This is a genomic window from Caballeronia sp. LZ035 (assembly GCF_031451175.1).
Taxonomy (GTDB): Bacteria; Pseudomonadota; Gammaproteobacteria; order Burkholderiales; family Burkholderiaceae; genus Caballeronia.
In genome coordinates this window covers 971,904-997,270 of the sequence record NZ_JARUXS010000003.1, presented here as the reverse complement: position 1 = coordinate 997,270, position 25,367 = coordinate 971,904, and the positions used below count along the sequence as shown (strand labels likewise).

Genomic DNA, 25,367 nt, shown 5'->3' with positions numbered 1-25,367 from the left:
GCGATGACTTTCACGCAATCGATCGGTGTGCGGACGTATCGCTTCGACGATCTGAAGACCTTGCTCGCGAAGGCGAGTCCGCGTCGTTCCGGCGATGAACTCGCGGGCGTCGCGGCCGCCACGGAAGCGGAGCGCGCGGCGGCGAAACTGGCGCTCGCCGCCGTGCCGCTGCGCGCGTTTCTCAGCGAAGCGGTGATTCCCTATGAAGACGACGAGGTGACGCGACTGATCGTCGATCGTCATTCGATGGACGCGTTCGCGGCCGTTTCGCATCTCACCGTGGGCGACTTCCGCGACTGGGTGCTGGCCGACACCACCGGCACGGACGCGTTGATCGCGCTGGCGCCGGGTCTGACGCCCGAGATGGTCGCGGCCGTCTCCAAGCTGATGCGCAATCAGGATCTGATCCTTGCTGCGAAGAAGCGGCCGGTGGTCACGCGCTTCAGGAACACCGTGGGGCTGCCGGGGCGCATGTCGGTGAGGCTGCAACCGAATCATCCGACGGACGACGCACAAGGCATCGCCGCTTCGATGATCGACGGCCTCATGTACGGCTGCGGCGACGCGATGATCGGCATCAATCCTGCGTCCGATTCGCCGCTCGCCATCACGGCCTTGCTGGTCATGATGGACGCCTTCCGCGAGCGCTTCGACGTGCCGACCCAGACCTGCGTGCTCACGCACGTGACCAACACGCTTGCGGCAATGGAAGTGGGCGCGCCGGTCGATCTGGTGTTCCAGTCGATCGCGGGCACGCAGGCGGCGAATGCTTCGTTTGGCGTATCGCTTGCGTTGCTGCACGAAGCTCACGAAGCGGGGAAGTCGTTGGGGCGCGGCACGGTGGGCAACAACCTGATGTACTTCGAGACGGGGCAGGGCAGCGCGCTGTCGGCCAATGCGCATCATGGCGTGGATCAGCAGACCTGCGAGACACGCGCCTATGCGGTCGCGCGGGCGTTCGATCCGTTTCTCGTGAATACGGTCGTGGGCTTCATCGGCCCGGAATATCTCTACGACGGCAAGCAGATCATTCGCGCAGGCCTGGAGGATCATTTCTGCGCGAAGCTGCTCGGCGTGCCGATGGGCTGCGATATCTGCCATACGAACCACGCCGAGGCCGATCAGGACGACATGGACACCTTGCTCACGCTGCTGGGCGCGGCCAACGTGAACTTCATCATGGGCGTGCCGGGCGCCGATGACGTCATGCTCAACTATCAGAGCACGTCATTTCATGATGCGCTCTATGTACGCGAGGTGCTGGGCCTGAAGCGCGCGCCGGAGTTCGAGGCGTGGCTGCAGGCGCTGCACATCACGGATGGGTGCGGCAGGTTGCGGGACGAAGCGCAGGCGCCGCGGCTGATCGAATGGATGGGCGCGCCATGAGCGTGAGGATCGATCGCTGGGAAGCGCTGCGACGCTACACCGACGCGCGTATCGCGCTCGGCCGCACAGGGTGCAGCGTGCCGACAGCGCAGCTTCTCGCGTTCAACCTCGCGCACGCGCAGGCACGCGACGCGGTGAACGAACCGCTTGATGTGGCCGCGTTGTCGGATGAAATGCAGCAGCTTGGGCTGACATCGGTTCATGTGCGCAGTCAGGCGAGTTCGCGCGAGATCTATTTGAGCCGTCCCGACCTCGGGCGTGTTCTCGACGACGACAGCGCGGCGCGGCTTGCAGGCCTGACACCGGATCAAGGAACCCGTTCTGACGTGGTGTTCGTGGTGGCGGACGGCTTGTCGTCGAAGGCCGCGATGCACGCGGCGCCGCTGCTGCGCGAGACGATCGCGCGGCTCGACGGCTGGCGCATCGGACCGGCTGTTGTCGCGACACAGGCGCGCGTCGCGCTGGGTGATGGCATCGGCGCGTTGTTGGGCGCGCGGATCGTGGTCATGCTGATCGGAGAGCGGCCCGGTCTCAGTTCGCCCGCGAGCCTGGGCGCGTACGTAACCTTCGATCCCGCGCCGGGACGCAACGATGCACAGCGCAACTGCATCTCCAATATCCGGCCGGAAGGGCTGAAGCCGGACGTGGCCGCGTACAAGCTGGCGTGGCTGCTTCGTGCCGCGATGACCCGGCGCATCACCGGCGTCGGCCTGAAAGACGACAGCGGGTCCTTGCTGGAGCAGGCTGCGTCAAGCCCGAGCTTGCGGAAGGAAGCGGACTAGCTGCGCGCTTTCAATCCCGCGGCTCGTCGGCCGGAGACAGACGCATGCGTTCGAGAACGGCGGCAACCAGCGCGGCCGCATCTTCAATATCGTCGGTGATCTGCGCGATGCTGTTCAGGCGTTCATCGATCAGCAGCATCGCAAGCCCGTGCACATAGGCCCAGCCTGCCGTCATCTCGATGGCCCGCGCCGTGTCGATGCGCTGTATCGCATGATCCGGCGCATTCGCCTGACCGAGCGTACCTGCCAGCGCGCGAATCGACATTCTTCTTGCCTGAAGAAGCGCCTCGTTCGACTGGTCGAGCAACTCGTTGCGCGACATCAGCCTGAACAGATCCGGCTGCTTCACGGCGAAGCTGATATAGCCCCGCCCGATTGCCTTGCGTCGTTCCAGCGGGTCCGCGATGCCCTTCGCCTGTTTCGCCATCCATGCAGCCAGCCGATGATGCCCGATAGCCGCCAGTTCGCTCAGCACGCCGGCTGTGTCGTTGAAGTGGCGTTGCGGGGCCGTATGCGAGACGCCCACTTCGCGGGAAATCGCACGCAAGGTCAGGCCGCGCAGACCGTCCCGGCGTAGAACCTGTTCGGCTGCCTCGAGCAATGCCTCGCGCAGCGAGCCGTGGTGGTAGGGCCGGCCCGGCGGGGCTGGTTCCGTGGTGGATTCGTGTCTTCCCCGGCGCAACTTTTTGGGTGTCTCGGTCATCAGGCAGTCTATTGTCCATATGTTTCCAGCGTAAACACATGTTGACGGATCGCGCAGGCGAAGTCAAAATGTTTCCACTGGACACATATCGGATGACGAATAGGCGCGGATCGCGGCCTGAACGCACGGGGTGAGCGGTTCGTGTCCATTCCTCTTCTCTTTCGCAGGAGTTTTTGCCATGGACATGCTGCTGGCGTTTGCCCCTTTTATCGCGTTTGTCGTAATCGAGCGTGTGGTCGGGATACCGGCCGGTCTGGCCGCCGGCGCGGTCGTCTCGGCCGTGTTGCTGGTGCGCGATGTCGTGTCGAGCGAGCGTCGCGTGAAGATTCTGGAAATCGGCACTTTTCTGCTGTTCGGCGCGCTGACGCTGTATTCGCTCGCGTATGGCGCAGCGTGGTCCGTGGCGGAGGTGAGGTTGCGCGTCGATGCGGGGCTCTTGCTGATCGTCCTGGCGTCCATCCTGTTGCGTCAGCCGTTCACGCTGCAGTACGCTCGTGAGAAGGTGGCGCCGGAACTCTGGACCTCGCCCGGCTTCGTGCGGACCAACTACGCGATATCCTTCGCCTGGGCGCTCGCTTTCGCGGTGATGGTCGTGGCAGATGTGTTGATGGCCTATATGACATCAGTGCCGCATTCGGTGGGCATCGTCATTACGGTTGCAGCGCTGTACGCGGCGATCAAGTTCACCGGCTGGTATCCGCAGCAACAGCAACAGCAGGCGGCCCAGCGAGCATGAAGCGCTGTTCCATTGGAGACGTTCATGAGCACGCCATCCAGGATCGTCGACGCACATGTCCACTTCTACGACGCCGGACACAATCGTCACGCCTTCCTGGAACACGTCGATGCGGGTTACGAAGCCTTCGTCGGCAACTACGATGCGCTGCCGCGACGTTACCTGCTATCCGACTATCTGGCGGACACGCGCAATCATCGCGTCGAGGGCGTGATCTGGCATGAGTTCCTGTCCGATGATCCATGGCAGGAAGCGTCATGGGCCCAGCAACACGCGAACGAGTCCAACGTACGGCACGCGCTTGTCGCCATGGTCGATTTTCTCGATCCGGAACTCGAACGCAAGCTGGATCAATATCAAAGCCTGCCGAAACTGAGCGCCGTGCGCGAGCATCTTGTCTGGGACCCGGCGAATCCGCTCAGGCGGTTCGCGAAACGGCCCGACCTTCTCGAAGACCCCGCGTGGCGCAAGCAATTGAGTCTGCTCAATGCACGTTCACTCAAGTGCGGTCTCGAAGTCTTCGCGCATCAGTTGCCTGCGTTGACGGCTGTCATCAAGGCGCATCCTCATATCGGCTTTACGGTGGCCGTGATGGGTTGGCCGCTCGATCTGTCCGACGACGGCTTCAGGCGCTGGCGCAGCGACCTCGCCGAACTGGCACGTTGCGACAACATCCGCGTGAGCATTTCGGCGCTCGAATGTATCTTCGGCATGCGCTGGACGGCCGATCAGGCGGAGCCATGGGTGCGCGCTACGCTGGACATCATCGGCGTTTCGCGATGCATGTTCGGCAGCCATATGCCGATTGCAGGACTGTCGACGGGCTTCGCGGAGTCATACGCGCGTTATGCGGGCTTCGTCGAAACCTGCTCGGCCGATGAGCGCGATGCGCTGTTCTACGGCGTCGCGAACGACTGGTTCAAGCCATCCTGACTGGCGCATGGGAGAAGTTGAATGCCCGAGAGCGAAAGACTTCAGGCGAATGGTGTCGAGCTTCATGTCGACGTGTTCGGTTCGCGCTCCGATCCCGTGGCGCTTCTGCTGATGGGCAACAGCGCCCCCGGGCTCGTGTGGCCCGACAGGTTCTGTGAGGCACTGGCCGGCGCCGGTTTATGCGTCGTCCGTTTCGATGCCCGCGACACCGGGCTCTCCACCTATATTGACTTCGACGAGGCGCCCTACACGCTGGAAGAACTCGCCGCCGATTCCTTTGCCGTGCTCGATGGGCTGAACGCCCGGAGCGCTCACGTCATAGGCCTGTCGCAGGGCGGGGTGATCGGCTACTGGATGGCGCTGCAACGGCCGGAGCGGCTGCGCAGCCTGACCGTGATGATGTCCTCGGCCGATTTGCGGCCGAAGAACGACGCTTTCGCGGGCGTGGCGCCCAGGGCGGGAGAACTTCCGCGTCCCTCCGCGGACTACGTTGCACACGTCATCGCGCTGAATGCGAGTGCGCCAGTGTCGGCGGAAGCGCTTGCACAGCGCTTCGTCGACAACTTCCGGCTCGCTGCCGGGCCGCGTTCGCCGTTCGATGAACCCGCGTGGCTGACGCTCGGCCGTGCGTATGCGGCGCAAGTCATGCTGAGGACCGATGGCCTGTCCGCCAAACTCGCCAACAACAGTCATCACGCGCTGGCACAGAAGCGTTCGCGGATGTTGCAATCGAACGAACTTGCTTCTCTACGCGTTCCAGTGCTGCTGATCCACGGCACCGATGACCCGATCTTTCCGCTGGAACATGCGGAGTGGGCCGCGTCGGTGATACCGGGGGCGCGGTTGCATGTCGTGGACGCGATGGGGCATGCAATGGATCCCGCGTTTTTCGAACCGGTTCTAGGGGCGCTGGCCAGCTTTTACGCGCTGATCGACTAAAGGCGGCTTCCGATTGAGCGCCCGGCCGGACCGTCAATCGGGAGGCGGGCTCGTGATACGATCGTTGCTGAATCCCGAAAGCCTTCCGGCCCTACCCGGTCCCCGTTCATGCCGTGCCCGTCATCAATAAAAAAGGGCGCTGCACGACCGGCGTGACCGCGACTTCATCTCTTAACATCCCGACACGACCCGTTCATCTGTTCGAGCCTGGCGTCGGGCAACATGAACATGTGCGACTCGATACCCGTCGTGTGGCCCGATGGCTTCGCCATGAAGCGGCCATGCAGGTCGAGCAGAAGTGACAATGGAGTCATGCAGCAATGAACAAGTCAAAGACAAAATTGACCCGTATGGATGCCGAGCGGCTTTTCGAAGGGCTGGCGCCGACGAAGACGAACGTGTCGAAACGCCCGGACAATCCGTTCGGTCCCGACGTGTCAAACGTCGTGAAGCGCGTCGACGATGACGAGTCAGCGCTGTGGAAGGACAACCTGATTACGCTGCCGGTTGGAATGGATTTGCCGAAAGGCTATGCGTCGGCGGCCCGGATGCGCGAAGCGATGACGCAGGCCTTGCACGTGAAATGGGTCAGGGAAGGCAAGGACGAAATCGTCGCGGAGTTTCCGGAAGGATGGGAAGCGATTCGCCCGAAGACCGGCGCCATCGAGCTGCGGGATGCCAGCGGCCGCGTTCGCGCGGTGTACGGCTGGGCCAAGGATGCCGAGTTCCGGCTGTTGCCGCGTTATCTCGTCGAGTCACAGGCGCATGGTTCGAACGGACTCGGCAGCGTGCTGGTTCGTGATCGCGAGAACGGACGCATCGTGGAGCGGTCGTCGAACTGGTCTGCCCAGACCGGAACCCGTCATCCGGACTGGCCCAAGCTCACCGCATGGCTCGATGCACACTATCCGGACCACCACGACCCGCTTCGTTACTGGGAAGACTGCGAGAGCAATCTCCGGGGCTAGACGGGCAGGGAAGCGCCCGCGTCCAGTCTAGCCAGTCTCGGCCAGGCAAGCATGGATCTGCGCGACCACGGCCGCGCCTTCGCCGACCGCCGACGCAACGCGCTTGATCGATCCCGACCGCACATCGCCGATGGCGAATACGCGTGCCACGCTCGTCTGCAAGGACATCGTGGCGGCTTCGGGTTGCGGCACCTGCATGCCGGTCAGGACGAAGCCCTTGCTGTCCAGCGCGACGCCGCATGTCGCGAGCCAGCGGCCGTTCGGCTGCGCGCCGATGAAGACGAAAAGATGATGCGTCGCCACCGTGTCAGCGGCGCCGTCTTCCCGTCGATAGTGAACGCGTTCGAGCCGGGCATCGCCTTCGAGCGCGGTCAGTTCCGTACGGACATGCAACGTCACATTGGACAGCGCCATGATCCGCTCGATCAGATAGTGCGACATGCTGTGGCGCAGACTCGCGCTCCGTATGCACAGATGGACGTGCTCGGCATGCGACGCCAGGAACACCACGGCCTGTCCCGCCGAATTGCCGCCACCGACCAGCACGACGGGTTCCTTGCGGCATAGGCGGGCTTCGATGGGCGTCGCCCAGTAATAGACGCCGTTGCCCTCGAAGCGCGCAAGGTCCTGAATATCGGGCCGGCGATACTCCGCGCCGGTCGCGATTACGATCGTGCGTGCCGTGATGCGTCGGCCATCGGTTAATTCGACGGAAGGCAGCGCGCCGCCGCAGTGCAGCGCCATCGCTTCGCAGGGAATGCCGATATGCGCGCCGAACTTCTGCGCCTGGACGAAGGCGCGTCCGGCGAGCGCATGACCGGTGATGCCGGTCGGAAAGCCCAGATAGTTCTCGATGCGCGAACTGCTGCCCGCCTGGCCGCCGGGTGCGCGGCAATCGAGCGCCGCCACCGACAGGCCTTCCGACGCCGCATACACCGCCGTCGCCAGCCCGGCCGGGCCGGAGCCGACGATCGCCACGTCATAGACATGCGCCGGGTCGAATTCCGGAATGAGGCCAAGACACGATGCCAGTTGCCCCGCGTCGGGATTGCGCAGAATGGTGCCGTCCGGGCACAGGACCAGTGGAAAGTCATCCGGTTTCGGGGCGAGCCGTTCGAGCACCGCGAGCGCTTCGGCATTGCTTTCGGCATCGAGGGCAGTGCACGGAAATACGTTGCGGCGCAGGAAGGTCTGCAGGTCGAGCAGGCGCGCATCGCTCGACGATCCCACCAGCACCACGCCCTGACCGCGTTCGAACACCAGCACGCGGCGCAGGATCAGCGCACGCATGATCGTCTCGCCGAGATCGGCTTCGCTGATCATCACGGCCTGAAGCGCATCGGGGCGCAGCAGCAGCGCGTCGACGTCTTCGATGACATGCGCATCCACGACCGCCGGCTTGCTCGACAACTGGGTCACGTCGGACGTGAACTCGCCGCGCTGCGTGTAGGTGCAGAGGACGCGCTCGTGTCCGAGCGCATCGCGGCTGACGATGCGCACCGTGCCAGCGAGCAGGACGAAGACGCCGGGACACAGACTGCCAGCGCGATACAGCAATGCGCCGCGCGCATGCCGGCAGGGCTCGCCGAAACGGCGCAGCCGTTCGATATCGCGCTCCGTCAGGACGGGGAACATCTGCTGATATCGCGGATGCTCGCGCACGCTGGCTTCGTCCGACTCGTGGGCGCCGAAGAAATCGCTCATGCTGGTGATGCTCCGTCGATGTCGCGAACCGGCCGCCCGATGCTCCGGCGCCCGGCTGCGCTTTCCATCATAGGCGAGCCCTGTGCCGGGACGCGTAACGACCAACGATCGCCTATGGCGCGCCTCCGCGCAATGCGCTGAAGGTCTTGCCGGAGCATGCTTTCGTATAAGCACGACGCAACGGCCCCAACCGGACGCTCGTGCTTTGTCCAAGCGCCGAACTCGGGGTTTGCCCTTGCCCTTCAACATCTCGTTGACTTAGTTAAATCAATTGATTTAATGTCTTTTCGACGCCGACGGTTCGAGCCTGCGTCGCCCATACGAAGATCGCAAGATCCAATAACGGAGACATGATGACTAGCCCATCCCGGACGCTATTGAGCGCGGCCACGTTTGCGCTCGCCTTGTCGAGCGGCGCCGCCACCGCAGCAACGAGCGGCACCGTTGCATTCCTGATGCCCGATCAGGGCTCGACGCGCTACGAGCAGCACGACTTTCCCGGCTTCAAGGCGGAGATGGGCAAGCTCTGTCCCAACTGCAAGGTGCTGTACCAGAACGCCAACGGCGACGCCTCGCAACAGCAGCAGCAATTCAACTCGGCGATCTCGCAAGGCGCGAAAGTGATCGTGCTCGATCCGGTCGATTCGGCCGCCGCCGCTTCGCTCGTGCATCTGGCGCAGAGCCAGGGCGTCAAGGTGATCGCCTATGACCGGCCGATTCCATCGACGCCCGCCGACTACTACGTCTCCTTCGACAACCAGCAGATCGGCCGGGCCGTCGCGCAATCGCTGGTGGAGCATTTGAAGGCCAGCGGCGTTCCGCCGGGCAAGGGCGGCGTGCTTCAGGTGAACGGTTCGCCGACCGATGCGGCGGCCGGCCTCATCAAGAAGGGCAGTCATGAAGGTCTCGCGGGCAGCGGCTACAAGACGCTCGCCGAATACGACACGCCGGACTGGGCGCCGCCGAAGGCGCAGCAATGGGTCGGCGGGCAGATCAACCGCTTCTCCGGACAGATTGTCGGCGTGGTCGCGGCCAACGACGGCACCGGCGGTGCGGCCATCGCGGCACTGAAGGCGGCGGGCGTCAATCCCGTGCCGCCGGTGACGGGCAACGACGCCACCATTGCGGGGCTGCAACTCATCATCGCGGGCGAGCAGTACAACACGATTCTCAAGCCGAGCGAGATCGTCGCGGCAGCGGCGGCGCGCGTTGCGGTGGGACTGCTCGACGGACAGAAGCCCAAGGCGCAGACGATGCTCTTCAACACGCCGTCGGAACTCTTCCAGCCGACGGTCATCACGCAGAAGAACCTGAAAGCCGAGGTCGTGGACAAGGGTATCGAAAGCGCGAAGAACCTCTGCACCGACCGCTATGCGGATGGCTGCAAGAAGCTCGGCATCAACTGAACGAGCGTAGTTGCTGCACGGATGCCGTGTCTGCGGCATCCGCCTTCTTCCGACCCGAGGCCTGTCCAAATGAGCGACCAACCGACTGCGGGATCGCCGCCCGGCGAGCTCGTGCTGAGCCTGCGCGGCATCTCCAAACATTTCGGCGCGGTGTCGGCGCTGACGGATATCGAGCTCGATGTGCACGCGGGCGAAGTCGTCGCGCTGGTGGGCGACAACGGCGCGGGCAAGTCGACGCTCGTCAAGATTCTCGCCGGCGTGCATCAGCCGAGCAGCGGCACGATTACGTTTGGGGGCCGCGAAGTGACCCTGGCCGATCCGGGCGCGGCGCTCGATCTGGGTATCGCAACCGTGTTCCAGGATCTCGCGCTGTGCGAAAACCTCGATGTCGTCGCGAACATCTTCCTGGGCCGCGAACTCAGCCCGATGCGCCTCGACGAAGTCGCGATGGAAGTGCGCGCGTGGACGCTGCTCAATGAACTGTCGGCGCGCATTCCGAGCGTGCGCGACGTGGTGGCCTCGCTGTCGGGCGGCCAGCGCCAGACGGTCGCAATCGCGCGTTCGCTGCTGCTGGACCCGAAGCTCATCATGCTCGACGAACCCACGGCCGCGCTCGGCGTCGCGCAGACGGCCGAAGTGCTGAACCTGATCGAACGGGTCCGCGATCGCGGTCACGCCGTGATCATGATCAGCCACAACATGGAAGACGTGCGCGCGGTGGCGGATCGCATCGTCGTACTGCGGCTCGGGCGCAATAACGGTGTGTTCTATCCGGATTCGTCGAATCAGTCGCTGGTCGCGGCCATCACCGGCGCCACCGAGAACGCCGTGTCGCGCCGTGCGGAGCGTCGTCAGGCTGCGCCCAACGCTTGAAGCCAGGAGTCATCGAGATGAGCGACAAATCCACTGAAACGCGCCCGGCCGGCGCGCCGCTCGACCGCAGCGACGTGCGCGTGAAGCACGCCGCGAGCGCAGGCGATGTCATCTCCGCCTTCTTCGACCGCGTGCGTTCCGGCGATCTCGGATCCCTGCCCGTTGTCGTGGGCCTGATCCTCATCTGGACCGTGTTCACAAGCCTGAATCCGGTGTTCCTGTCGGCCAACAATCTGGTGAACCTGTTGTTCGACTGCTCGACCATCGGCGTGATTTCGCTGGGGATTGTCTGCGTGCTGCTGGTCGGACAGATCGATCTTTCGGTCGGTTCGATGAGCGGCTTCGCCTCCGCGCTGGTCGGCGTGCTGTGGGTCAACCAGGGCTGGCCCGCGCTGGCGGCGATCGTCGTGGCGGCGCTCGCGGGCGCGGCCGTGGGCGTGCTGTACGCGGTGCTGCTCAACCGCTTCGGCATGCCGAGCTTCGTGGCGACGCTGGCGGGTCTGCTCACGCTGCTCGGCCTGCAACTCTACGTGCTCGGCCCGTCAGGCTCGATCAACCTGCCGTACGACTCGGTGATGGTCAACCTCGGGCAGCTGATGATCATTCCCGCTGCTGTTTCCTATGTCATCGCGCTTCTGCCGGGCGCGGCGCTGCTGATCGCAGGATGGCGCACGAGCGCACGGCGGCGGGCCTCGAACCTGTCGGCGGCATCGAGCGCCTCGTTGCTGGTGCGAAGCATCGTGATCACCGTGCTGCTGGAAATCGTGGTGGCTTATCTCAACACCGGACGCGGCGTGCCGTTGATGTTCGGCCTGTTCGTCGGTCTGGCGGTCGCGCTGGACTACGCGCTGCGCCGCACGCGCTGGGGGCGGTCGATGAACGCCGTCGGCGGCAATCGCGAAGCCGCGCGGCGCGCGGGCATCAACGTGCGCGCGATCTACACCAGCGCCTTCGTGCTGTGTGCGACGCTCGCCGCGCTCGGCGGCGTGCTCACGGCCGCGCGCCTCGCGTCGGCGAGCACGCAGGCCGGCACCGGCGATGTCAACCTGAACGCCATCGCTGCGGCGGTGATCGGCGGGACGAGTCTGTTCGGCGGTCGCGGCAGCGCGTATTCGGCGGTACTCGGCATGATCGTGATCCAGTCGATTGCAAGCGGACTCACGCTGCTGAACCTCTCCTCATCGCTGCGCTTCATGATTACCGGCGCGGTGCTCGCGATTGCGGTGATCGTCGATTCGCTGGCGCGGCAGTCGCGGGTTTCGCACGGACGCGCCTGATTTCATTTCAAACCTGACGAAAGGCAGAAACGAACATGAGTGAACTGCTGAAGGGTAAGGTCGCCGCCGTGACGGGCGCGGCATCGGGCATCGGTCTCGAATGCGCGCGCACGTTCGCGGCGGAAGGGGCGAAGGTCGTGCTGATCGATCGCGCCAAAGAGCGGCTGGACGCGCTTTGTGCCGAGATCGGCCCGAATGCGCTGCCGCTCGTCGTGGACCTGCTGGAGCCGTCGCAGGTGAGCGGCATGCTGTCCGGCATCCTCGATGCCGCCGGCGGTCTCGACATCTTCCACGCGAACGCCGGCGCCTATGTCGGTGGCGAAGTGTCGGCGGGCAATCCCGACGACTGGGACCGCATGCTCAATCTCAACATCAATGCCGCGTTTCGCTCGGTGCACGCCGTGTTGCCACACATGATCGCGCAGAAATCCGGCGACGTGATGTTCACGAGTTCAGTGGCGGGCTTCGTGCCGGTGGTGTGGGAACCGGTCTACACGGCATCGAAGTTCGCGGTGCAGGCCTTCGTGCATACGCTCAGGCGGCAGGTGATCAAGCACGGCATTCGCGTCGGCGCGGTGGCGCCCGGTCCGGTCGTGACGGCGCTGCTCGACGACTGGCCGAAAGCGAAGATGGAAGAAGCGCTCGCGGCCGGCAGTCTGATGCAGCCGAAAGAAGTCGCCGATGCCGTGCTCTTCATGCTGAGCCGCCCGCGTAACGTGACGATCCGCGATCTCGTGATTCTGCCGACGAGCGTCGATATCTGAACGCCTTTCAGGACCCCACTCCATGATCCTCGATAAATTCCGCCTCGACGGCAAACTCGCGCTCATCACCGGCGGCACGCGCGGTATCGGCCTGGCGATTGCCCATGCGTTCGGCGAAGCGGGCGCGCGCCTGGTCATCAGCAGCCGCAATCCGGTGCCCGAAGCCGAGCGCAGCCTGCGTGACGCGGGCCTCGAATTCGACTTCATCGCGGCCGATCTCCAGGAGGAGGACGCGCCGCAACGTCTGATCGACGAGACGGTGAAGCGGCACGGCCGGCTCGACATTCTCGTCAACAACGCGGGCGTCGCCATTCATGGCGATAGCGGCGATTTCGACGAAGCGCGCTGGCGCCGCATCATGAGCCTCAATCTCGATGCCGTGTTCCGCGCCTGCCGCGCCGCCCTCGTGCCGATGCGCGCGCAGGGCAGCGGCGTGATGCTCAACATGGGCTCGATCTCGGGCATCGTCTCGAACATTCCGCAGAATCAGGTGGCCTACAACAGTTCGAAGGCAGCCGTCCACATGATGACGAAGAGCCTCGCCAGCGAACTGGCGACGGAGAACATCCGCGTCAATGCGGTGGCGCCGGGCTATATCGACACGGACATGTCGCGCGGCGGCATCGAGAATCCGGAGTGGTTCAGGATCTGGAGCGGCATGACGCCGATGGTGCGCGTCGGCCAGCCCGAGGAAGTCGCGGCGGCCGCGCTGTTCCTGTGCTCGCCCGCGGCGAGCTATGTGACCGGCGAAGTGCTGGTCGTCGATGGCGGCTATACCACGCGTTGATTCAAGGCAGAACTGGAGTTCCCAAGCGTGCCCAACAAGCACACACGACAGCACACCCGGCATCAGCACGGCTTTAACGGACCCCGCGTGCGCGACCTCAATCGCGCACTGGTGCTCGAAGTCATCCGCCAGGAGCCGGGCATCGGACGTGCCGACATCGCGGCGTCGACGCGGCTCACCGCCGCGACGATCACCAACATCGTCGGCGGTCTGATCGGTGACGGCGCGGTGGAAGAGTCGATCGATCGCGAAGTGCGCGCCACCGGACAGCCGGTGCGCAGCCTGCACATCATTGCGGACTATGCCTCGACCATCGGCCTGCATTTCGATCACGAATTCGCGACCGGCGTGCTGGTGGACGTGGCCGGCAACGTGATCCACAAGATGCGTCAGCAACTGTCGATAGAAGATCCCGAGCAAGCGGTCGAGGTGCTTGCGGCGCTCTACGGCGCGCTGTTCGCGCACCCTGGCCGCGTGGGGAAGATGCTGGGCGTCGGCGTTTCGGTGATGGGGCCGATCGATGCCGCGCGCGGCCTGGTCTGTCAGTCGGCGCAGTATCCGGCGTGGCGTGACTATGCGTTCCGCGATGCGTTGTCGCAGCACATCGATCACGAGATCCATATCGAGAACAACGGCACGGCGGCGGGGCTCGGCGAGTACTGGTTCGGCGACGGCCGGCACTTCGGCAGCTATCTCCATGTCTATATCGGCAACGGCCTGGGCGGCGCGCTGCTGATGAACCGGCGCGCGGTGCGCGGGTTGACCGGCAACGGTTGCGAGATCGGCCATGTGAACGCGTATCGCGACGGCGTGCCGTGTTTCTGCGGTGCGCGCGGCTGCCTGGAGACCATCGTGTCCCTGCGCGGTCTCGCGCATGCGCTGGGTGGCGAGCATATCGGCGATATCGATCTGAATGCGCTCGACACCGGGCAGAGCGCGGCCTTCGAGCGCTGGATCGAGCAGGCCGGGGCGGATCTGGGCCGGGTGCTCGCGAGCGTGTCGAATATCGTCGATGTGTCGGATGTGATCGTGAACGGTCTGCTGCCGCCGCAGCCGTTACAGAGGCTCGTCGCCCGTGCGCGCGATGGCGTGGCGGCCTATGAAATGAACGGCCGTCCCGCACGCATCTCGCTGCATCAGGGTCGCGCCGACAGCGAGACTTCCGCAGCGCTCGGCGCGGCCACCATGCCGCTCTACAGCAACCTGTTCTAGCCGAAGACGCACTATCGGTTCATCAATGATCGAGGAAACGGGCATGGCTGATTCACCACTTTTCGGAATCCGGAAGAACGGCGTCATCATGACGATGGGAGAGATTCTCGTCGAGATCATGGCGACCGAACGCGGGCAATCCTTCCGTGCGCCGGGCACGCTGATCGGGCCGTATGCGAGCGGCGCGCCGGCGATCTTCATCGATCAGGTGGCCAAGGCGGGCAGCCGTTGCGCGATGATCGGCTGCGTCGGCGACGACGACTTTGGCGTGCTGAACGTGGAGCGCCTGCGCGCGGATGGCGTGGATGTGTCCGGCATCGAAGTGCTGCGCCATGAAACCACGGGCAGCGCCTTCGTCACCTATCGCAATGACGGCGAGCGCGACTTCATCTACAACATTGCCAACAGCGCATCGGCGAAGCTGTCGGAGGCGCAGGTGAGCGAAGCGCAGCTCAAGGACTGCGCGCATTTTCATGTGATGGGTTCGTCGCTATTTTCGGCGGCGATCATCGATGCCGTGAAGAAGGCGGTTCGCATCGTCAAGGCGCAGGGCGGCACGATGAGCTTCGATCCCAATGCGCGCAAGGAGATGCTGAACCGGCCCGGCATGCGTGAGGCATTCGATCATCTGATCGGATGCACGGACGTGTTCCTGCCGAGCGGACACGAAGTCACGCTGCTGACGCAAGCCGATTCCGAGGAAGCCGCCATCGAAGAACTGATGGGACGCGGCGTGCGCGAGATCGTCGTCAAGCAGGGCGCGCAGGGCTGTCGTCTTTACGACGGTACGCGCCGGCTCGACCATCCGGCGTTTGCCGTGGAAGAGGTCGATCCCACTGGCGCGGGCGACTGCTTCGGCGCGACGTATATTGCCTGCCGCATGCAGGGCATGGACGGCGAGCGCGCGCTGCGCTATGCGAGCGCGAGCGGCGCGCGTGCGGTTCAGGCGAAGGGTCCGATGGAAGGCACCTCGACCCTCGCGCAACTCGATCAGTTCATCTTGGAGCACCGACATGCATGACGTGGTGACACGCCTTTCCGGCGATGCAAACGCAAGCCGCCGGCTCAAGGGCATCTATTCGATCTGTTCCGCGCATCCCTGGGTGCTCGAAGCCGCGTTGCGACAGGCGCTGGACGACGATACGCCGTTGCTGATCGAATCGACGTCGAATCAGGTCGATCAGTTCGGCGGCTACACCGGCATGAAGCCCGCGGACTTCGTGCGCTTCGTACACGACATCGCCGACAAGGTGGGCTTCGCGCGCGAGGGTCTGATACTCGGCGGCGACCATCTCGGTCCGAACGCGTGGCGCGCACTGCCGGCCGAAGAAGCGATGCAGCGCGCCGATGCGTTGATCGATGCCTATGTCAGCGCAGGCTTCAGCAAGATCCATCTCGATGCCAGCATGCCGTGCGGCGGCGATCCTGCGCGGCTGTCCGACGCCGTCGTGGCCGAGCGCGCGTCGCGTCTGTGCGCCGTTGCCGAAGCGGCGGCGCAGCGCGCGGGTTTCGCCACGCAACCGGTCTATATCATCGGCACCGAAGTGCCCGTGCCGGGCGGTGCGAGCGAGGCACTGGAAGGCGTCGAGGTCACGCATGCAGATGCGGCGCTCGAAACGGTCGCGATTCATCGCGCCGCGTGGCATGCACGAGGTCTCGACGAAGCCTGGCAGCGCGTGATCGCGCTCGTGGTGCAACCGGGCGTCGAGTTCGATCATACGAAGGTGATCGACTACCAGCCCGAGCTTGCCAGCGGCCTGTCGCGGGCATTGACGCAACTGCCGGGCATGGTCTTCGAAGCTCATTCGACCGACTATCAGACCGCCGATGCACTGCGTGCCCTGGTACGTGACGGTTTTGCGATCCTCAAGGTCGGTCCCGGCGTGACGTTCGCGCTGCGCGAGGCGCTGTACGCGCTGGCTGATATCGAAGCCGAACTCGTGCCGGCGGCCGAGCAGTCGAGACTGCGTGAAGTGGTCGAGAAGGTGATGACGGACAAACCCGGCAACTGGGAACGCTATTACCACGGCGACGAACACGAAAAGCGTCTGCTGCGCACGTATAGCTATAGCGACCGCGTGCGCTACTACTGGACCGATCCCGCCATCGATGCAGCAACGCACCACTTGCTGCGCAACCTCGAGACGACGCCGATCCCCGAAAACCTCCTGAGTCGTCATCTTCCCGCGCAGTACCACGCGCTGCGGGCGGGACGCATCGACGGCACGCCGTCGAGTCTGATTCAAAGCAAGGTACGTGAAGTCATCGAGATGTACGCGGCCGCGTGCCGCGCCTGAATCCCTTCTTTTAATGGACGCTGCACATGAAACTCGAAGGAAAGATTGCAATTGTGACCGGTGCGGCAGCCGGCATCGGCGAGGCGGTCGTGCGTCGCTACCTCGACGAAGGCGCGAAAGTCGCCGTGGTCGATGTCAAGCCGCAGGCCGACATGCACGCCACATTCAGCGGGATTCCGGCTGACCGGCTCCTGCTCATCCAGGCCGACGTCACGAAGCGCGAAGGCATTGAACAGATCGTGAGCGCGACGCTCGGCGCGTTCGGGCGCATCGACATTCTCTACAACAACGCGGCCGTGTTCGACATGCGGCCCTTGCTGGACGAATCGTGGGAGATCTTCGACCGCGTGTTCGCCGTCAATGTCAAAGGCATGTTCTTCCTGATGCAGCGCGTGGCGCAGCAGATGGTGGAGCAGGGCGGCGGCGGCAAGATCATCAACATGGCGTCGCAGGCGGGCCGGCGCGGCGAAGCGTTGGTGTCTCATTACTGCGCGAGCAAGGCCGCGGTGATCAGCTATACGCAGTCGGCGGCGCTCGCGCTGGCGCCGCACAAGATCAATGTGAACGGGATTGCGCCCGGCGTGATCGATACGCCGATGTGGAAGGACGTCGACGCACTCTTCGCCCGTTACGAGAACCGGCCCATCGGCGAGAAGAAGCGGCTGGTGGGCGAAGCGGTGCCGCTCGGGCGCATGGGCAAGCCGGATGAACTGACTGGCGCGGCGGTGTTCCTTGCATCGGCGGACGCGGATTACATCACGGCCCAGACGCTCAATGTCGATGGCGGCAACTGGATGAGTTGACCTGCACCATCAACCTGGCGAGTGGAGTAGCAATGAAACCGAGCCTCGCCCGGACTGCGACGGCAGCATGCCTCGCGTTTGCTACGCGCGGTTCGCGCGGTGCGTCAGGCGGGGTATCAGGAATAAGGCGATGTCGTGATCGGCCGGACTGCGGGCCAGCTTTTGGAGGAGTCCACGCATGTACATGAACAAGTTCCGGCTGGACGACAGAATCGCGGTCGTCACCGGCGCGGCACGAGGTATCGGTTTTGCCATTGCCGAGGCGCTTGCCGAAGCCGGCGCGCGCGTCGTGCTGACCGACTACGATGCGAAGGCGCTCGATGATGCCGTCGCCCGGCTCGTTGCCACTGGAGCGATGGTGGAAGGCGAGGTTTTCGACGTCACCGATCCCGCCGCCGCGCAGCGCGTGAACGACGCCATCGTGGCGCGGCATGGGCGCGTGGATGTGCTGGTCAACAACGCGGGCATTGCCATCTCTGATCATCCGGCGGAAGACATGAGCGACGAAACCTGGAGTCGCGTGATCGATGTCAATCTGACCGGCGTGTTCCGGGCATGCCGCGCGTTCGGCCGGGGGATGCTGGAGCGGGGCGGCGGCAGTATCGTGAATATCGGCTCGATGTCGGGATTCATCGTCAACCGGCCGCAGGAACAGGTGAACTACAACGCATCGAAGGCGGGTGTGCATCATCTGACGCGTTCTCTGGCGGCCGAATGGGGCGCGCGCGGCGTTCGCGTGAATGCGGTCGCACCGACCTATATCGACACCGAGATGAACCAGTACGTGCACGCGAAGGAGAACGAGGCGCGCTTGCGGGACTGGATTGGCAACACGCCGATGCACCGGCTCGGCCGCGTGGATGAGATCGCCTCTGTGGTGCTGTTTCTCGCAAGCGATGCGGCGAGTCTCATGACCGGAGCGATCGTGCTCGCCGACGGCGGCTATGTGTGCTGGTGAAGGTGCGCGGGTTGAAGCGCCGTCAGCGATGACAACCCGCGCAGGAACGCCCGTTATTGCGCGTCCGGCGGAACCACCGTCTCCACGCGCCCGCTTTTCACGTCATAGACGAGGCCGGAGATCGCCGCGCCGCGCGGCAGGTTCGGGTTCGCCCTGAGCGCAGCGACGTCATGCGCGACTGCGCGGTACGGGTCCGTGACCGCGAGTGCATCGAGCGTCTCTTCGGTCACGCCCATATGCTTCGCCAGCAATTTGGGCGCGTGATGATAACAACCCGCGATCCCGCAATCGGTGTGTTGAAGAAGCACCAGATTCCAGCCGGTGCCCACTTCCTCGCCGGCCGCCCGCGACACAGTTCCCAGCAGCGCCAGTGTTTCGAGCAGCGCCGGATTTACCCGTCCGCCGACATTGCGGATGACGGCCGCTTCGCCCGCTTCGAGCTTCAGCACGTCCATCGGATCGACGCGTGGATCGACGCAGCCGATGATCATCGTGCGGCGCGAGGGCAGCATTTTCAGGTCCGGGCGAAAGCCGCTGTCGGCAAACTCGGCATTGCGCGCGTTCAAGGTTTCAAGAAAGCTCATGATGGTCTCTATCGAAAGATGGGGAGTGCGCTTCACGCGCGTTGCGGCAGACGGGTCGACATCTTGGCCTGAAGGCCTTTGGGATCGGCGAGAAAGGCCTGATGCACGCCGCGCGACTGATTGCCCGCAACGATCTCGTCATTGACGCCTGCTTCGATCGCATCGAGCGCGTCCTTAACGACTTCCTGCGGCGTCATGCGCGGCTCGGGCAGCTTGCCGCCCAGCTCCGTTTCCGTCTGGACCGCGAGCACGCCGACGACCTGCGTCCCTTGCGCCGCCAACTCGGCGCGCACGCTGCGCGTCAGTGACAGGGTCGCCGCCTTGGACGCCGCGTACGTGCCGGCCATCGGCAGGCTCACCAGCGCGAGCATCGACAGCATGTTGATCACGCCGCTGCCGCGCGCCTTTTCGAGCGTCGGCGTGAAGGCGCGGGTCATCGCCAGTGTGCCGAAGTAGTTCACCTCCATTTCGCGCCGGGCGTCGTCCATGCCGGGCGCGGAAATCGCGCCTTCGAACGCCGCTTGCCCCGCGTTGTTGATGAGCAGCGTGACGTCGGTGGCGACCGCCGCGGCCGCCGCGACCTGGTCGGGATCGGTGACATCGAGCGGCAGCGCAACCAGACGTGAGTCGTGTGCCGAGAGCAGCTCCTTGAGCGATGCGGTATCGCGTGCCGCAACGTAGATTTTCGATGCGCCGCGTTCGAGCAGTTCCGCGACGAAGGCGCGGCCGATACCGCGATTGGCGCCCGTGACGAGTGCGACCGAGTTGGTGATTTTCATGATGGTGAGCCTTGAGATGAATGGATGAATGAGTTACGCGCGATTCAGCGCGACGAGCGGGCGAGCGGATACTCGAGAACGAACTTCGACAGGTTCGCCTGAATGAACTCTTCGACGGTGGCCAGCGGCTGGCCGATGATCTCCGTTCCAGTGCTGTCCGTCCCGGCGAGCAGGCCTTCCTGCTGGTCGATGGTGACGGCTTCGAAGTGGCGGCGCATCGCAACGGCGTCTTGCAGGCCGAACAGTTCGAGGAACGTCGAGACGGTGACATGCTCGTAGGGCAGATTCTTGCCGAGCACGCGGCCCACTTCGGCGGCGAGTTCCTCGTGGCTGTACTCCACGGGACCATGCAGCGCGATCGCGCGGCCGATATATGGAGCGGGATTCTTGACGATGCCCGCGATGATCCGCGCAATGTCGCTGCCGGCGATGGGCGCGAAACGGCTGTCCTTGTTGTAGGGCATCACGTAGCGGCCATAGCGGATTTGCGGCGCGATATACAGGAGCCATTCGGCGAAGAACGTCACGCGCAGATGCACGGAGGGCACGCCGGACCAGTTGAAGATCTGTTCGGAGAGCCAGTGGTTTTGCGTCGCCTTGCTGCGTGCCGCCGGACGCGACTGCTTGTGCGACATGTTGACGATCAGTTCGAGGTTCTGCTCCTTTGCCGCCTGCGCGAAGATCACTGCGGCTTCGACGAGTCCTTCGGCGAGCGGGAAACAGAAGTAGGCGCGCTGCACGCCATCCATGGCGAGGCGCACGTCCCGCAGACTCATCAGGTCGCCGAGGACGACTTCGGCGCCGATATCGCGCAGTGTCTGTGCGCGGTGATCGTCGCGGCGAACGAGTGCGCGAACTTCAAAGCCCTGTTCGAGCAGACGTTCGACGGTGGGACGGCCTGTGTCGCCGGACGCGCCGGTTACGAGGATTGTGGTCATGGCAATGACTCCAGTTGGGGAAGTCTTGCGTCGGCGGAAAGCAGACGGACTTCGGAGAGGGCAGTCGTGGGAGATCGGAACATTCGCCCTCGGAGGTTTCGATCGCGGCGGCGTGTCAGTGCCGTCCATGTCGCTAATGTCGTCGTTGCCGGCTTATCCCGGTAGTCCGTGAATTCGGCTAACATTTATGCTGGTTCAGCATAGGGTGCGGATCGTTCCATTCGTTTTACGAAAGGAGGGCGCGTGAAGGATGTCCTGACGTTCAGGCTGTTCACGCGCGTGGCGCGTCTGGGCAGCTTCTCGGCTGCGGCGCGCGAAAGCGGGCTGACCCAGTCGCAGGTTTCGCGGATGGTCGCCGAACTCGAAGCGGCCCTCGGCGCCCGGCTGCTCACGCGCACGACACGTGCGGTCGTCGCGACGGAAGCCGGCCTGGAGTTCCTGGCGCGCATGGAGCCGATCCTCGCGGCCATCGAGGACGCCGAGAACAGCGTGCGTGAAACGGGCGAACTACGTGGCGTGCTGCGCCTCGCGATGCCGTCGACCATGGCCACGCGCGTCGTGCTCCCGCGCCTGTCCGTGTTCACCGACCGTCATCCGCTGCTGCGCGTCGAGGTCATGCTGGACGACCGCTGGCAGGACATGGTTCGCGAAGCTGTCGATGTGGGTCTGCGGGTGGGAAGCCTGCCGGATTCGTCGGGCACGGCGAGGTTGATCGGCAAGATGTATCGGGTCGTCGTGGCGGCGCCGGCTTACCTTGAGCGGTACGGCGTGCCGGGCACACCGGAGGACCTTGCTAAGCATCGCGTGGTCGGTGGGCCCGCTGGCGCGCATGCGTCGTCGTGGCGCTTCGAGCGCGACGGGCAGGTCATCGTGGCCGACGTTCGTCCGCACGTGTCCACCAACGACACGGCAGGTGCGCTTGCCGCCGCCGCGTCCGGGCTGGGCATCGCTTCCACGACTTCGTGGGCGTGTCGCGCGGAGATCGAAAGCGGGGCGCTCGTGCATCTCTTGCCCGAATGGAACATGGCGGAACTGCCGGTCCATGCCTATTTTCCGATGGGTCGTGCAACGCGTCTTGCGGCGCGCGTGTTCGTCGATTTCTTCGCCGATGAACTGAAGACTCAGCCGCTCGACTTCATCGTGCGGACGTGAGGCGCGAATGCATCGCTTCCGGCCGATGCCTGCAAGCCCCGGCAATTGACGCTACCCTGTCGCATTCGTTTTTCACTCGATCCTCACATGTCACGCACTCTTCAAATCGACTTTGTTTCCGATATCGCCTGCCCGTGGTGCGCCGTCGGGCTTGCATCGTTGCAACGCGCGCTGGAGCGTCTCGGCGATAGCGTCGACGCCAATATCACGCTCCATCCGTTCGAACTGAATCCGGACATGGCGCCGGAAGGCGAGCGCATTGTCGACTATATCGGCCGCAAATATGGCCGCACGCCCGCGCAGATCGCCGAATCGCAGGCGACGATCCGCGAGCGCGGCGCGCAGGAAGGCTTCACGTTCGGTGAGCGCAACCGTGTCTACAACACCTTCGATGCGCATCGGCTGCTGCATTGGGCACGCATCGAGGGCAAGCAACTCGAGCTCAAGCTCGCGCTGTTGCGCGCGTATCACGGCGAAGGCAGGGACGTGAGTCAGGCGGAGGTGCTGATCGATGCCGCACGAAGCGTCGGACTCGATGCCGATCAAGCCCGCGACGTGCTCGCCAGCGGCCGGTTCGCGGATGAAGTGCGAGCGGAAGAACGCGAGTTCCAGGAACTCGGCATTCAGTCCGTGCCGGCGATCATCTTCGACCGCAAGTATCTGGTGAGCGGCGGACAGCCTTCGGAAGCGTTTGAAGAGGCGATTCGGAAGATCATCGACGGGCAGGCTTGACGCGCTTTTATGCAGGCATCGCCTGACTCGATTCCACCGCGAGCAGATTCAGCACGAGCAGGATCGCCGGGTGATTGTCGGCGCTGATCGCGATGCCGATCCATCGCCCGCTCCCGGTCGCGGCGAAATGGACGCTATGGTCCGACGTCTTCAACGTGACGCCGAGCCGCGCCGCCCCCGATAACCACTAACCCCAGGGTAGCGTACCCACGAGCACGAGTTGCTCGTGCTCGTCGAGACCCTCGATGAAGGCGCGCGCCGGCTGCCGCACGCGCGCTTCGTCGAGGCCGTATTGCATCGGCACGGATTCGTCACGATCGCCGATGGCATGCGCACGCTCGTCGACTGACTGCACGTTCCAGCGAGTCAATGATGATGTTGCTTGGGCACGTCATCACAGAATGATTGCGCATTGCACAGTGCATTCGGATTTGCTATAAACGAGAACAATTCTCATTAAACGCATTCGCGTTTCAAGGACCTGCGAATGGCCGCCGCCGCTAAACCCTCATTTCACGACACACATGTGCTCTATGAGGACCACCACGGCTGGCTCCAGAACTGGCTGCGTCGCCGCCTGGGCAATGCCGCCGATGCTGCAGATCTCGCTCACGACGCCTTTCTTCGCCTGATCGTCAAACCCGCTCCGCGCGGGTTTTCGACGCCGCTCGAGGCGCGGACCTACCTGAAACGCATGGCGCAGGGTATGTGCGTGGATCTCTGGCGTCGTCGCGAAGTCGAGCAGGCATGGCTCGACGCACTGGCGGCGAGGCCCGAGCCGTACGAGCCTTCGCCGGAACATCGCGCCATCATTGTCGAGACCCTGATTGAAATCGACGCGTGGCTCGGCCAGTTGCCCGAGAAGGTCGGCCACGCGTTCATCCTGGCGCAGATTCATGGCACGCCGACGCGCGAGATCGCGGCCGAACTGGCGGTATCGGAACGAATGGTCCAGAAGTACCTTGCCCGCGCCATGCTGCTTCTCGCATTGATCGATGCGGGCCTGCATCGCTAGGTCATGACTGCGCGAATTCCCTTGGAGACGGATGGCGACGAGGCTGTCGCGGACTACGAAAGCCTCGAACAGGCGGCTCACTGGTACGCCGTGCTGCGCGACGACGACGCGTCCGTGCAGGACCGCACGGCGTGGCAAGCATGGCTCGACGCGCGCGCCGAGCATCGTCGTGCGTGGACGCATATCGAAGCCGTCAGTCAGCGCTTCGAGCCGCTGCGCTTCGATGCCGGTCGCGACGCCGCCAGCGTGGCCATGCGCGCGCCGAGACGCGGCGTGGCCAGCCGGCGCAAGGCACTCGGATGTCTCGCGGCGCTGGCGGGCTCCGGCATGGCCGGCTGGTTCGCGTGGCGACTCACGCCTTTGCCTGATCTCGTCGCCGCTCAGCTCGCGGACTATTCGACCGGTATCGGCGAGCGGCGCGACATCACGCTCGTCGACGACACGCGGGTCTGGCTCAATACGAGCAGCGCCATCGATGTCGACTACGACGGCCAACGCCGGCTGCTCACGCTGACGCGGGGTGAAATCCTCGTCGAGACCGGCAAGGACACGCTCGCCCGGCCGTTTTTCGTCGACACGCGTGATGGACGCCTGCAGGCGCTCGGCACGCGCTTCACCGTGCGTCAGACCGATAGCTTCATGCTGCTCGCCGTCTTCGAGGGGCGTGTCGAGATCCGCACTCGGTCAGGCGCAAGCCGCATCGTCGCGGCGCACGAGCAATGTCAGTTCGACGCCCATGGTCTGTCCGATCCGACGCGCGCCGACCTGGCACGCGAGGCGTGGGCGCGGGGTGTCATCATCGCGGACAACGTGACGCTGAAGCAGTTTGTCGACGAGCTGTCGCGCTATACGCGAGGGCATATCGGCGTGGATCCGTCGGTGGCTTCGATCCGGGTCGTCGGGCGTTTCCCGGCCGATCATCCCGAGCAGACGCTCGCGATGCTCGAACGCGATTTGCCCGTGCGGGTTCATCGCACGCTGCCGTGGTGGACATCGATCCAGCCACGCTGACAGCCGCCACAACAATTTCCGGAAATTTTTTCGGAAAAACGGTTCGCAATTCCGGTCCTCATCCGATCAGGCAAGGGAGAGGATCCAAAGCGCGTGGCCGACCCACGCTGTGTAACGGACCTCATCCGCCAACGAACACTTCGAGGATTCCGTCTTATGCAGCGCCCGTCGTTCCCTTCGCGCACCTGCGCCCGGCTGTTCATACGCGATCTCAACACGCATTCCTCGCCCATGCCGAGGCGCCGTCCGCTCGTCCTGGCCGTGCAGTCCGTCTGCATCAGTTTCGCGCTCGCAGGCGCGGCGATGGACGCACAGGCGCAAGCGTCCACGCACATGACGCCTGCGGTGAAAGCGGGAACCCTGCGTTACGACGTTCCAGCAGGTCCGTTGTCCGGCGCATTGAATCGCTTTGCCGAACAGGCGGACATCTTGCTGAGCGTGCCGGGCGACATGACGACCGGCAAGACGAGCCCCGGCATCCAGGGCACCTACGATGTGAACGGCGCATTCGAGGCGCTGTTGAACGGCACCGGGCTCGAACCGGTGAAACAGAGCGACGGAAGCTACTCGCTGCAGCGCGCGGCCGTCATCGGCGGCGCGATTCCCGAAGCGACGCTGCCGACGGTCA

The 25,367-nt window shown here is 64.4% G+C and carries 28 protein-coding genes; 21 read left to right on the top strand and 7 right to left on the bottom strand.

Features of this window, described 5'->3' with window-relative positions:
- Positions 1 to 3: 3 nt before the first annotated feature.
- Complete coding sequence (locus tag QCE88_RS27255; RefSeq protein ID WP_309907990.1) at positions 4 to 1,386, top strand: ethanolamine ammonia-lyase subunit EutB; 1,383 nt, start codon at positions 4 to 6, stop codon at positions 1,384 to 1,386.
- Positions 1,383 to 2,168, top strand: a complete 786-nt coding sequence (gene eutC / locus QCE88_RS27250) for an ethanolamine ammonia-lyase subunit EutC (protein ID WP_309907989.1) — start codon at positions 1,383 to 1,385, stop codon at positions 2,166 to 2,168. The genes QCE88_RS27255 and eutC overlap by 4 nt, the downstream gene beginning before the upstream one ends.
- A gap of 10 nt (positions 2,169 to 2,178) precedes the next feature.
- Here the strand turns inward: eutC and QCE88_RS27245 are convergent, their stop codons facing one another.
- On the bottom strand, positions 2,179 to 2,871 hold the full coding sequence (locus tag QCE88_RS27245; protein ID WP_309907988.1) for a TetR/AcrR family transcriptional regulator: 693 nt from the start codon (positions 2,869 to 2,871) through the stop codon (positions 2,179 to 2,181).
- A 178-nt stretch (positions 2,872 to 3,049) separates the two neighbouring features.
- Here QCE88_RS27245 and QCE88_RS27240 point away from each other — a divergent pair, with 178 nt between their 5' ends.
- The 4 genes from QCE88_RS27240 to QCE88_RS27225 all read left to right on the top strand — a co-directional run bounded on the left by QCE88_RS27240 (position 3,050) and on the right by QCE88_RS27225 (position 6,447).
- Positions 3,050 to 3,607: a hypothetical protein gene (locus tag QCE88_RS27240; protein ID WP_309907987.1), complete on the top strand. Its 558-nt coding sequence runs from the start codon at positions 3,050 to 3,052 to the stop codon at positions 3,605 to 3,607.
- A 24-nt stretch (positions 3,608 to 3,631) separates the two neighbouring features.
- Positions 3,632 to 4,540, top strand: a complete 909-nt coding sequence (locus tag QCE88_RS27235) for an amidohydrolase family protein (RefSeq protein WP_309907986.1) — start codon at positions 3,632 to 3,634, stop codon at positions 4,538 to 4,540.
- A 21-nt stretch (positions 4,541 to 4,561) separates the two neighbouring features.
- Complete coding sequence (locus QCE88_RS27230; RefSeq protein WP_309907985.1) at positions 4,562 to 5,479, top strand: alpha/beta hydrolase; 918 nt, start codon at positions 4,562 to 4,564, stop codon at positions 5,477 to 5,479.
- A gap of 320 nt (positions 5,480 to 5,799) precedes the next feature.
- Complete coding sequence (locus QCE88_RS27225; protein WP_309907984.1) at positions 5,800 to 6,447, top strand: hypothetical protein; 648 nt, start codon at positions 5,800 to 5,802, stop codon at positions 6,445 to 6,447.
- A gap of 27 nt (positions 6,448 to 6,474) precedes the next feature.
- On the opposite strand, the gene QCE88_RS27220 is transcribed toward QCE88_RS27225, so the two are convergent.
- Entirely contained in the window at positions 6,475 to 8,151 is a 1,677-nt protein-coding gene (locus tag QCE88_RS27220) for an FAD-dependent oxidoreductase (protein WP_309907983.1), read from the bottom strand.
- A gap of 353 nt (positions 8,152 to 8,504) precedes the next feature.
- Here QCE88_RS27220 and QCE88_RS27215 point away from each other — a divergent pair, with 353 nt between their 5' ends.
- The 10 genes from QCE88_RS27215 (at position 8,505) to QCE88_RS27170 (ending at position 18,528) form a co-directional block, all read left to right on the top strand.
- Positions 8,505 to 9,557 carry a sugar ABC transporter substrate-binding protein gene (locus QCE88_RS27215; RefSeq protein WP_309907982.1) on the top strand — a complete coding sequence of 351 codons (1,053 nt, stop codon included), beginning with the start codon at positions 8,505 to 8,507 and terminating at the stop codon, positions 9,555 to 9,557.
- 69 nt (positions 9,558 to 9,626) lie between these two features.
- On the top strand, positions 9,627 to 10,430 hold the full coding sequence (locus tag QCE88_RS27210; protein WP_309907981.1) for an ATP-binding cassette domain-containing protein: 804 nt from the start codon (positions 9,627 to 9,629) through the stop codon (positions 10,428 to 10,430).
- Positions 10,431 to 10,447: 17 nt separating this feature from the next.
- Positions 10,448 to 11,707: an ABC transporter permease subunit gene (locus QCE88_RS27205; protein ID WP_309907980.1), complete on the top strand. Its 1,260-nt coding sequence runs from the start codon at positions 10,448 to 10,450 to the stop codon at positions 11,705 to 11,707.
- 35 nt (positions 11,708 to 11,742) lie between these two features.
- Positions 11,743 to 12,471: an SDR family oxidoreductase gene (locus QCE88_RS27200; protein ID WP_309907979.1), complete on the top strand. Its 729-nt coding sequence runs from the start codon at positions 11,743 to 11,745 to the stop codon at positions 12,469 to 12,471.
- A gap of 22 nt (positions 12,472 to 12,493) precedes the next feature.
- Positions 12,494 to 13,258 (top strand): SDR family NAD(P)-dependent oxidoreductase, encoded by a 765-nt coding sequence (locus tag QCE88_RS27195; RefSeq protein WP_309836356.1) that lies wholly within the window; start codon positions 12,494 to 12,496, stop codon positions 13,256 to 13,258.
- Between the two features lie 87 nt (positions 13,259 to 13,345).
- A complete protein-coding gene (locus tag QCE88_RS27190; protein ID WP_309907978.1) occupies positions 13,346 to 14,470 on the top strand; it encodes an ROK family protein in 1,125 nt (374 codons plus the stop codon).
- A 43-nt stretch (positions 14,471 to 14,513) separates the two neighbouring features.
- Positions 14,514 to 15,491, top strand: coding sequence for a sugar kinase (locus tag QCE88_RS27185; protein WP_309907977.1), 978 nt, complete (start codon positions 14,514 to 14,516; stop codon positions 15,489 to 15,491).
- Positions 15,484 to 16,767, top strand: a complete 1,284-nt coding sequence (locus QCE88_RS27180) for a D-tagatose-bisphosphate aldolase, class II, non-catalytic subunit (protein ID WP_309907976.1) — start codon at positions 15,484 to 15,486, stop codon at positions 16,765 to 16,767. The genes QCE88_RS27185 and QCE88_RS27180 overlap by 8 nt, the downstream gene beginning before the upstream one ends.
- A 26-nt stretch (positions 16,768 to 16,793) precedes the next feature.
- On the top strand, positions 16,794 to 17,570 hold the full coding sequence (locus QCE88_RS27175; protein WP_309907975.1) for an L-iditol 2-dehydrogenase: 777 nt from the start codon (positions 16,794 to 16,796) through the stop codon (positions 17,568 to 17,570).
- Between the two features lie 178 nt (positions 17,571 to 17,748).
- Positions 17,749 to 18,528 (top strand): SDR family NAD(P)-dependent oxidoreductase, encoded by a 780-nt coding sequence (locus QCE88_RS27170; protein WP_309907974.1) that lies wholly within the window; start codon positions 17,749 to 17,751, stop codon positions 18,526 to 18,528.
- A gap of 53 nt (positions 18,529 to 18,581) precedes the next feature.
- Here the strand turns inward: QCE88_RS27170 and QCE88_RS27165 are convergent, their stop codons facing one another.
- From QCE88_RS27165 to QCE88_RS27155, 3 genes are read right to left on the bottom strand one after another with little or no spacing between them, the layout of a single operon-like run.
- Entirely contained in the window at positions 18,582 to 19,112 is a 531-nt protein-coding gene (locus QCE88_RS27165; RefSeq protein ID WP_309907973.1) for a carbonic anhydrase, read from the bottom strand.
- A gap of 32 nt (positions 19,113 to 19,144) precedes the next feature.
- A complete protein-coding gene (locus QCE88_RS27160; RefSeq protein WP_309907972.1) occupies positions 19,145 to 19,891 on the bottom strand; it encodes an SDR family NAD(P)-dependent oxidoreductase in 747 nt (248 codons plus the stop codon).
- Positions 19,892 to 19,935: 44 nt separating this feature from the next.
- A complete protein-coding gene (locus QCE88_RS27155) occupies positions 19,936 to 20,829 on the bottom strand; it encodes an NmrA family NAD(P)-binding protein (protein ID WP_309907971.1) in 894 nt (297 codons plus the stop codon).
- A gap of 243 nt (positions 20,830 to 21,072) precedes the next feature.
- Here QCE88_RS27155 and QCE88_RS27150 point away from each other — a divergent pair, with 243 nt between their 5' ends.
- Positions 21,073 to 21,981: a LysR family transcriptional regulator gene (locus tag QCE88_RS27150; protein WP_309907970.1), complete on the top strand. Its 909-nt coding sequence runs from the start codon at positions 21,073 to 21,075 to the stop codon at positions 21,979 to 21,981.
- Positions 21,982 to 22,068: 87 nt separating this feature from the next.
- A complete protein-coding gene (locus QCE88_RS27145) occupies positions 22,069 to 22,713 on the top strand; it encodes a DsbA family oxidoreductase (RefSeq protein WP_309907969.1) in 645 nt (214 codons plus the stop codon).
- Between the two features lie 7 nt (positions 22,714 to 22,720).
- Here the strand turns inward: QCE88_RS27145 and QCE88_RS27140 are convergent, their stop codons facing one another.
- Positions 22,721 to 22,867, bottom strand: coding sequence for a hypothetical protein (locus QCE88_RS27140; RefSeq protein ID WP_309907968.1), 147 nt, complete (start codon positions 22,865 to 22,867; stop codon positions 22,721 to 22,723).
- Between the two features lie 33 nt (positions 22,868 to 22,900).
- On the bottom strand, positions 22,901 to 23,083 hold the full coding sequence (locus QCE88_RS27135; RefSeq protein ID WP_309907967.1) for a hypothetical protein: 183 nt from the start codon (positions 23,081 to 23,083) through the stop codon (positions 22,901 to 22,903).
- A 117-nt stretch (positions 23,084 to 23,200) separates the two neighbouring features.
- Here QCE88_RS27135 and QCE88_RS27130 point away from each other — a divergent pair, with 117 nt between their 5' ends.
- The 3 genes from QCE88_RS27130 to QCE88_RS27120 form a co-directional block, all read left to right on the top strand.
- Entirely contained in the window at positions 23,201 to 23,728 is a 528-nt protein-coding gene (locus QCE88_RS27130) for a sigma-70 family RNA polymerase sigma factor (protein ID WP_309907966.1), read from the top strand.
- 3 nt (positions 23,729 to 23,731) lie between these two features.
- A complete protein-coding gene (locus tag QCE88_RS27125; protein WP_309907965.1) occupies positions 23,732 to 24,739 on the top strand; it encodes a FecR domain-containing protein in 1,008 nt (335 codons plus the stop codon).
- Between the two features lie 231 nt (positions 24,740 to 24,970).
- The coding region (locus QCE88_RS27120; RefSeq protein ID WP_309907964.1) for an STN domain-containing protein at positions 24,971 to 25,367 on the top strand (397 nt) is incomplete at its 3' end.

Excerpts from the sequence above, each read along its gene's own strand:
- QCE88_RS27230 (WP_309907985.1), top strand. The coding sequence starts at position 4,562 with ATGCCCGAGAGCGAAAGACTTCAGGCGAATGGTGTCGAGCTTCATGTC.
- QCE88_RS27125 (WP_309907965.1), top strand. The coding sequence starts at position 23,732 with ATGACTGCGCGAATTCCCTTGGAGACGGATGGCGACGAGGCTGTCGCG.
- QCE88_RS27245 (WP_309907988.1), bottom strand. The coding sequence starts at position 2,871 with ATGACCGAGACACCCAAAAAGTTGCGCCGGGGAAGACACGAATCCACC.
- QCE88_RS27165 (WP_309907973.1), bottom strand. The coding sequence starts at position 19,112 with ATGAGCTTTCTTGAAACCTTGAACGCGCGCAATGCCGAGTTTGCCGAC.
- QCE88_RS27215 (WP_309907982.1), top strand. The coding sequence starts at position 8,505 with ATGACTAGCCCATCCCGGACGCTATTGAGCGCGGCCACGTTTGCGCTC.
- QCE88_RS27185 (WP_309907977.1), top strand. The coding sequence starts at position 14,514 with ATGGCTGATTCACCACTTTTCGGAATCCGGAAGAACGGCGTCATCATG.
- QCE88_RS27235 (WP_309907986.1), top strand. The coding sequence starts at position 3,632 with ATGAGCACGCCATCCAGGATCGTCGACGCACATGTCCACTTCTACGAC.
- QCE88_RS27205 (WP_309907980.1), top strand. The coding sequence starts at position 10,448 with ATGAGCGACAAATCCACTGAAACGCGCCCGGCCGGCGCGCCGCTCGAC.
- QCE88_RS27210 (WP_309907981.1), top strand. The coding sequence starts at position 9,627 with ATGAGCGACCAACCGACTGCGGGATCGCCGCCCGGCGAGCTCGTGCTG.
- QCE88_RS27180 (WP_309907976.1), top strand. The coding sequence starts at position 15,484 with ATGCATGACGTGGTGACACGCCTTTCCGGCGATGCAAACGCAAGCCGC.
- QCE88_RS27130 (WP_309907966.1), top strand. The coding sequence starts at position 23,201 with ATGGCCGCCGCCGCTAAACCCTCATTTCACGACACACATGTGCTCTAT.
- QCE88_RS27155 (WP_309907971.1), bottom strand. The coding sequence starts at position 20,829 with ATGACCACAATCCTCGTAACCGGCGCGTCCGGCGACACAGGCCGTCCC.
- QCE88_RS27220 (WP_309907983.1), bottom strand. The coding sequence starts at position 8,151 with ATGAGCGATTTCTTCGGCGCCCACGAGTCGGACGAAGCCAGCGTGCGC.
- QCE88_RS27225 (WP_309907984.1), top strand. The coding sequence starts at position 5,800 with ATGAACAAGTCAAAGACAAAATTGACCCGTATGGATGCCGAGCGGCTT.
- QCE88_RS27200 (WP_309907979.1), top strand. The coding sequence starts at position 11,743 with ATGAGTGAACTGCTGAAGGGTAAGGTCGCCGCCGTGACGGGCGCGGCA.
- QCE88_RS27145 (WP_309907969.1), top strand. The coding sequence starts at position 22,069 with ATGTCACGCACTCTTCAAATCGACTTTGTTTCCGATATCGCCTGCCCG.
- QCE88_RS27195 (WP_309836356.1), top strand. The coding sequence starts at position 12,494 with ATGATCCTCGATAAATTCCGCCTCGACGGCAAACTCGCGCTCATCACC.
- eutC (WP_309907989.1), top strand. The coding sequence starts at position 1,383 with ATGAGCGTGAGGATCGATCGCTGGGAAGCGCTGCGACGCTACACCGAC.
- QCE88_RS27255 (WP_309907990.1), top strand. The coding sequence starts at position 4 with ATGACTTTCACGCAATCGATCGGTGTGCGGACGTATCGCTTCGACGAT.
- QCE88_RS27240 (WP_309907987.1), top strand. The coding sequence starts at position 3,050 with ATGGACATGCTGCTGGCGTTTGCCCCTTTTATCGCGTTTGTCGTAATC.
- QCE88_RS27160 (WP_309907972.1), bottom strand. The coding sequence starts at position 19,891 with ATGAAAATCACCAACTCGGTCGCACTCGTCACGGGCGCCAATCGCGGT.
- QCE88_RS27170 (WP_309907974.1), top strand. The coding sequence starts at position 17,749 with ATGTACATGAACAAGTTCCGGCTGGACGACAGAATCGCGGTCGTCACC.
- QCE88_RS27175 (WP_309907975.1), top strand. The coding sequence starts at position 16,794 with ATGAAACTCGAAGGAAAGATTGCAATTGTGACCGGTGCGGCAGCCGGC.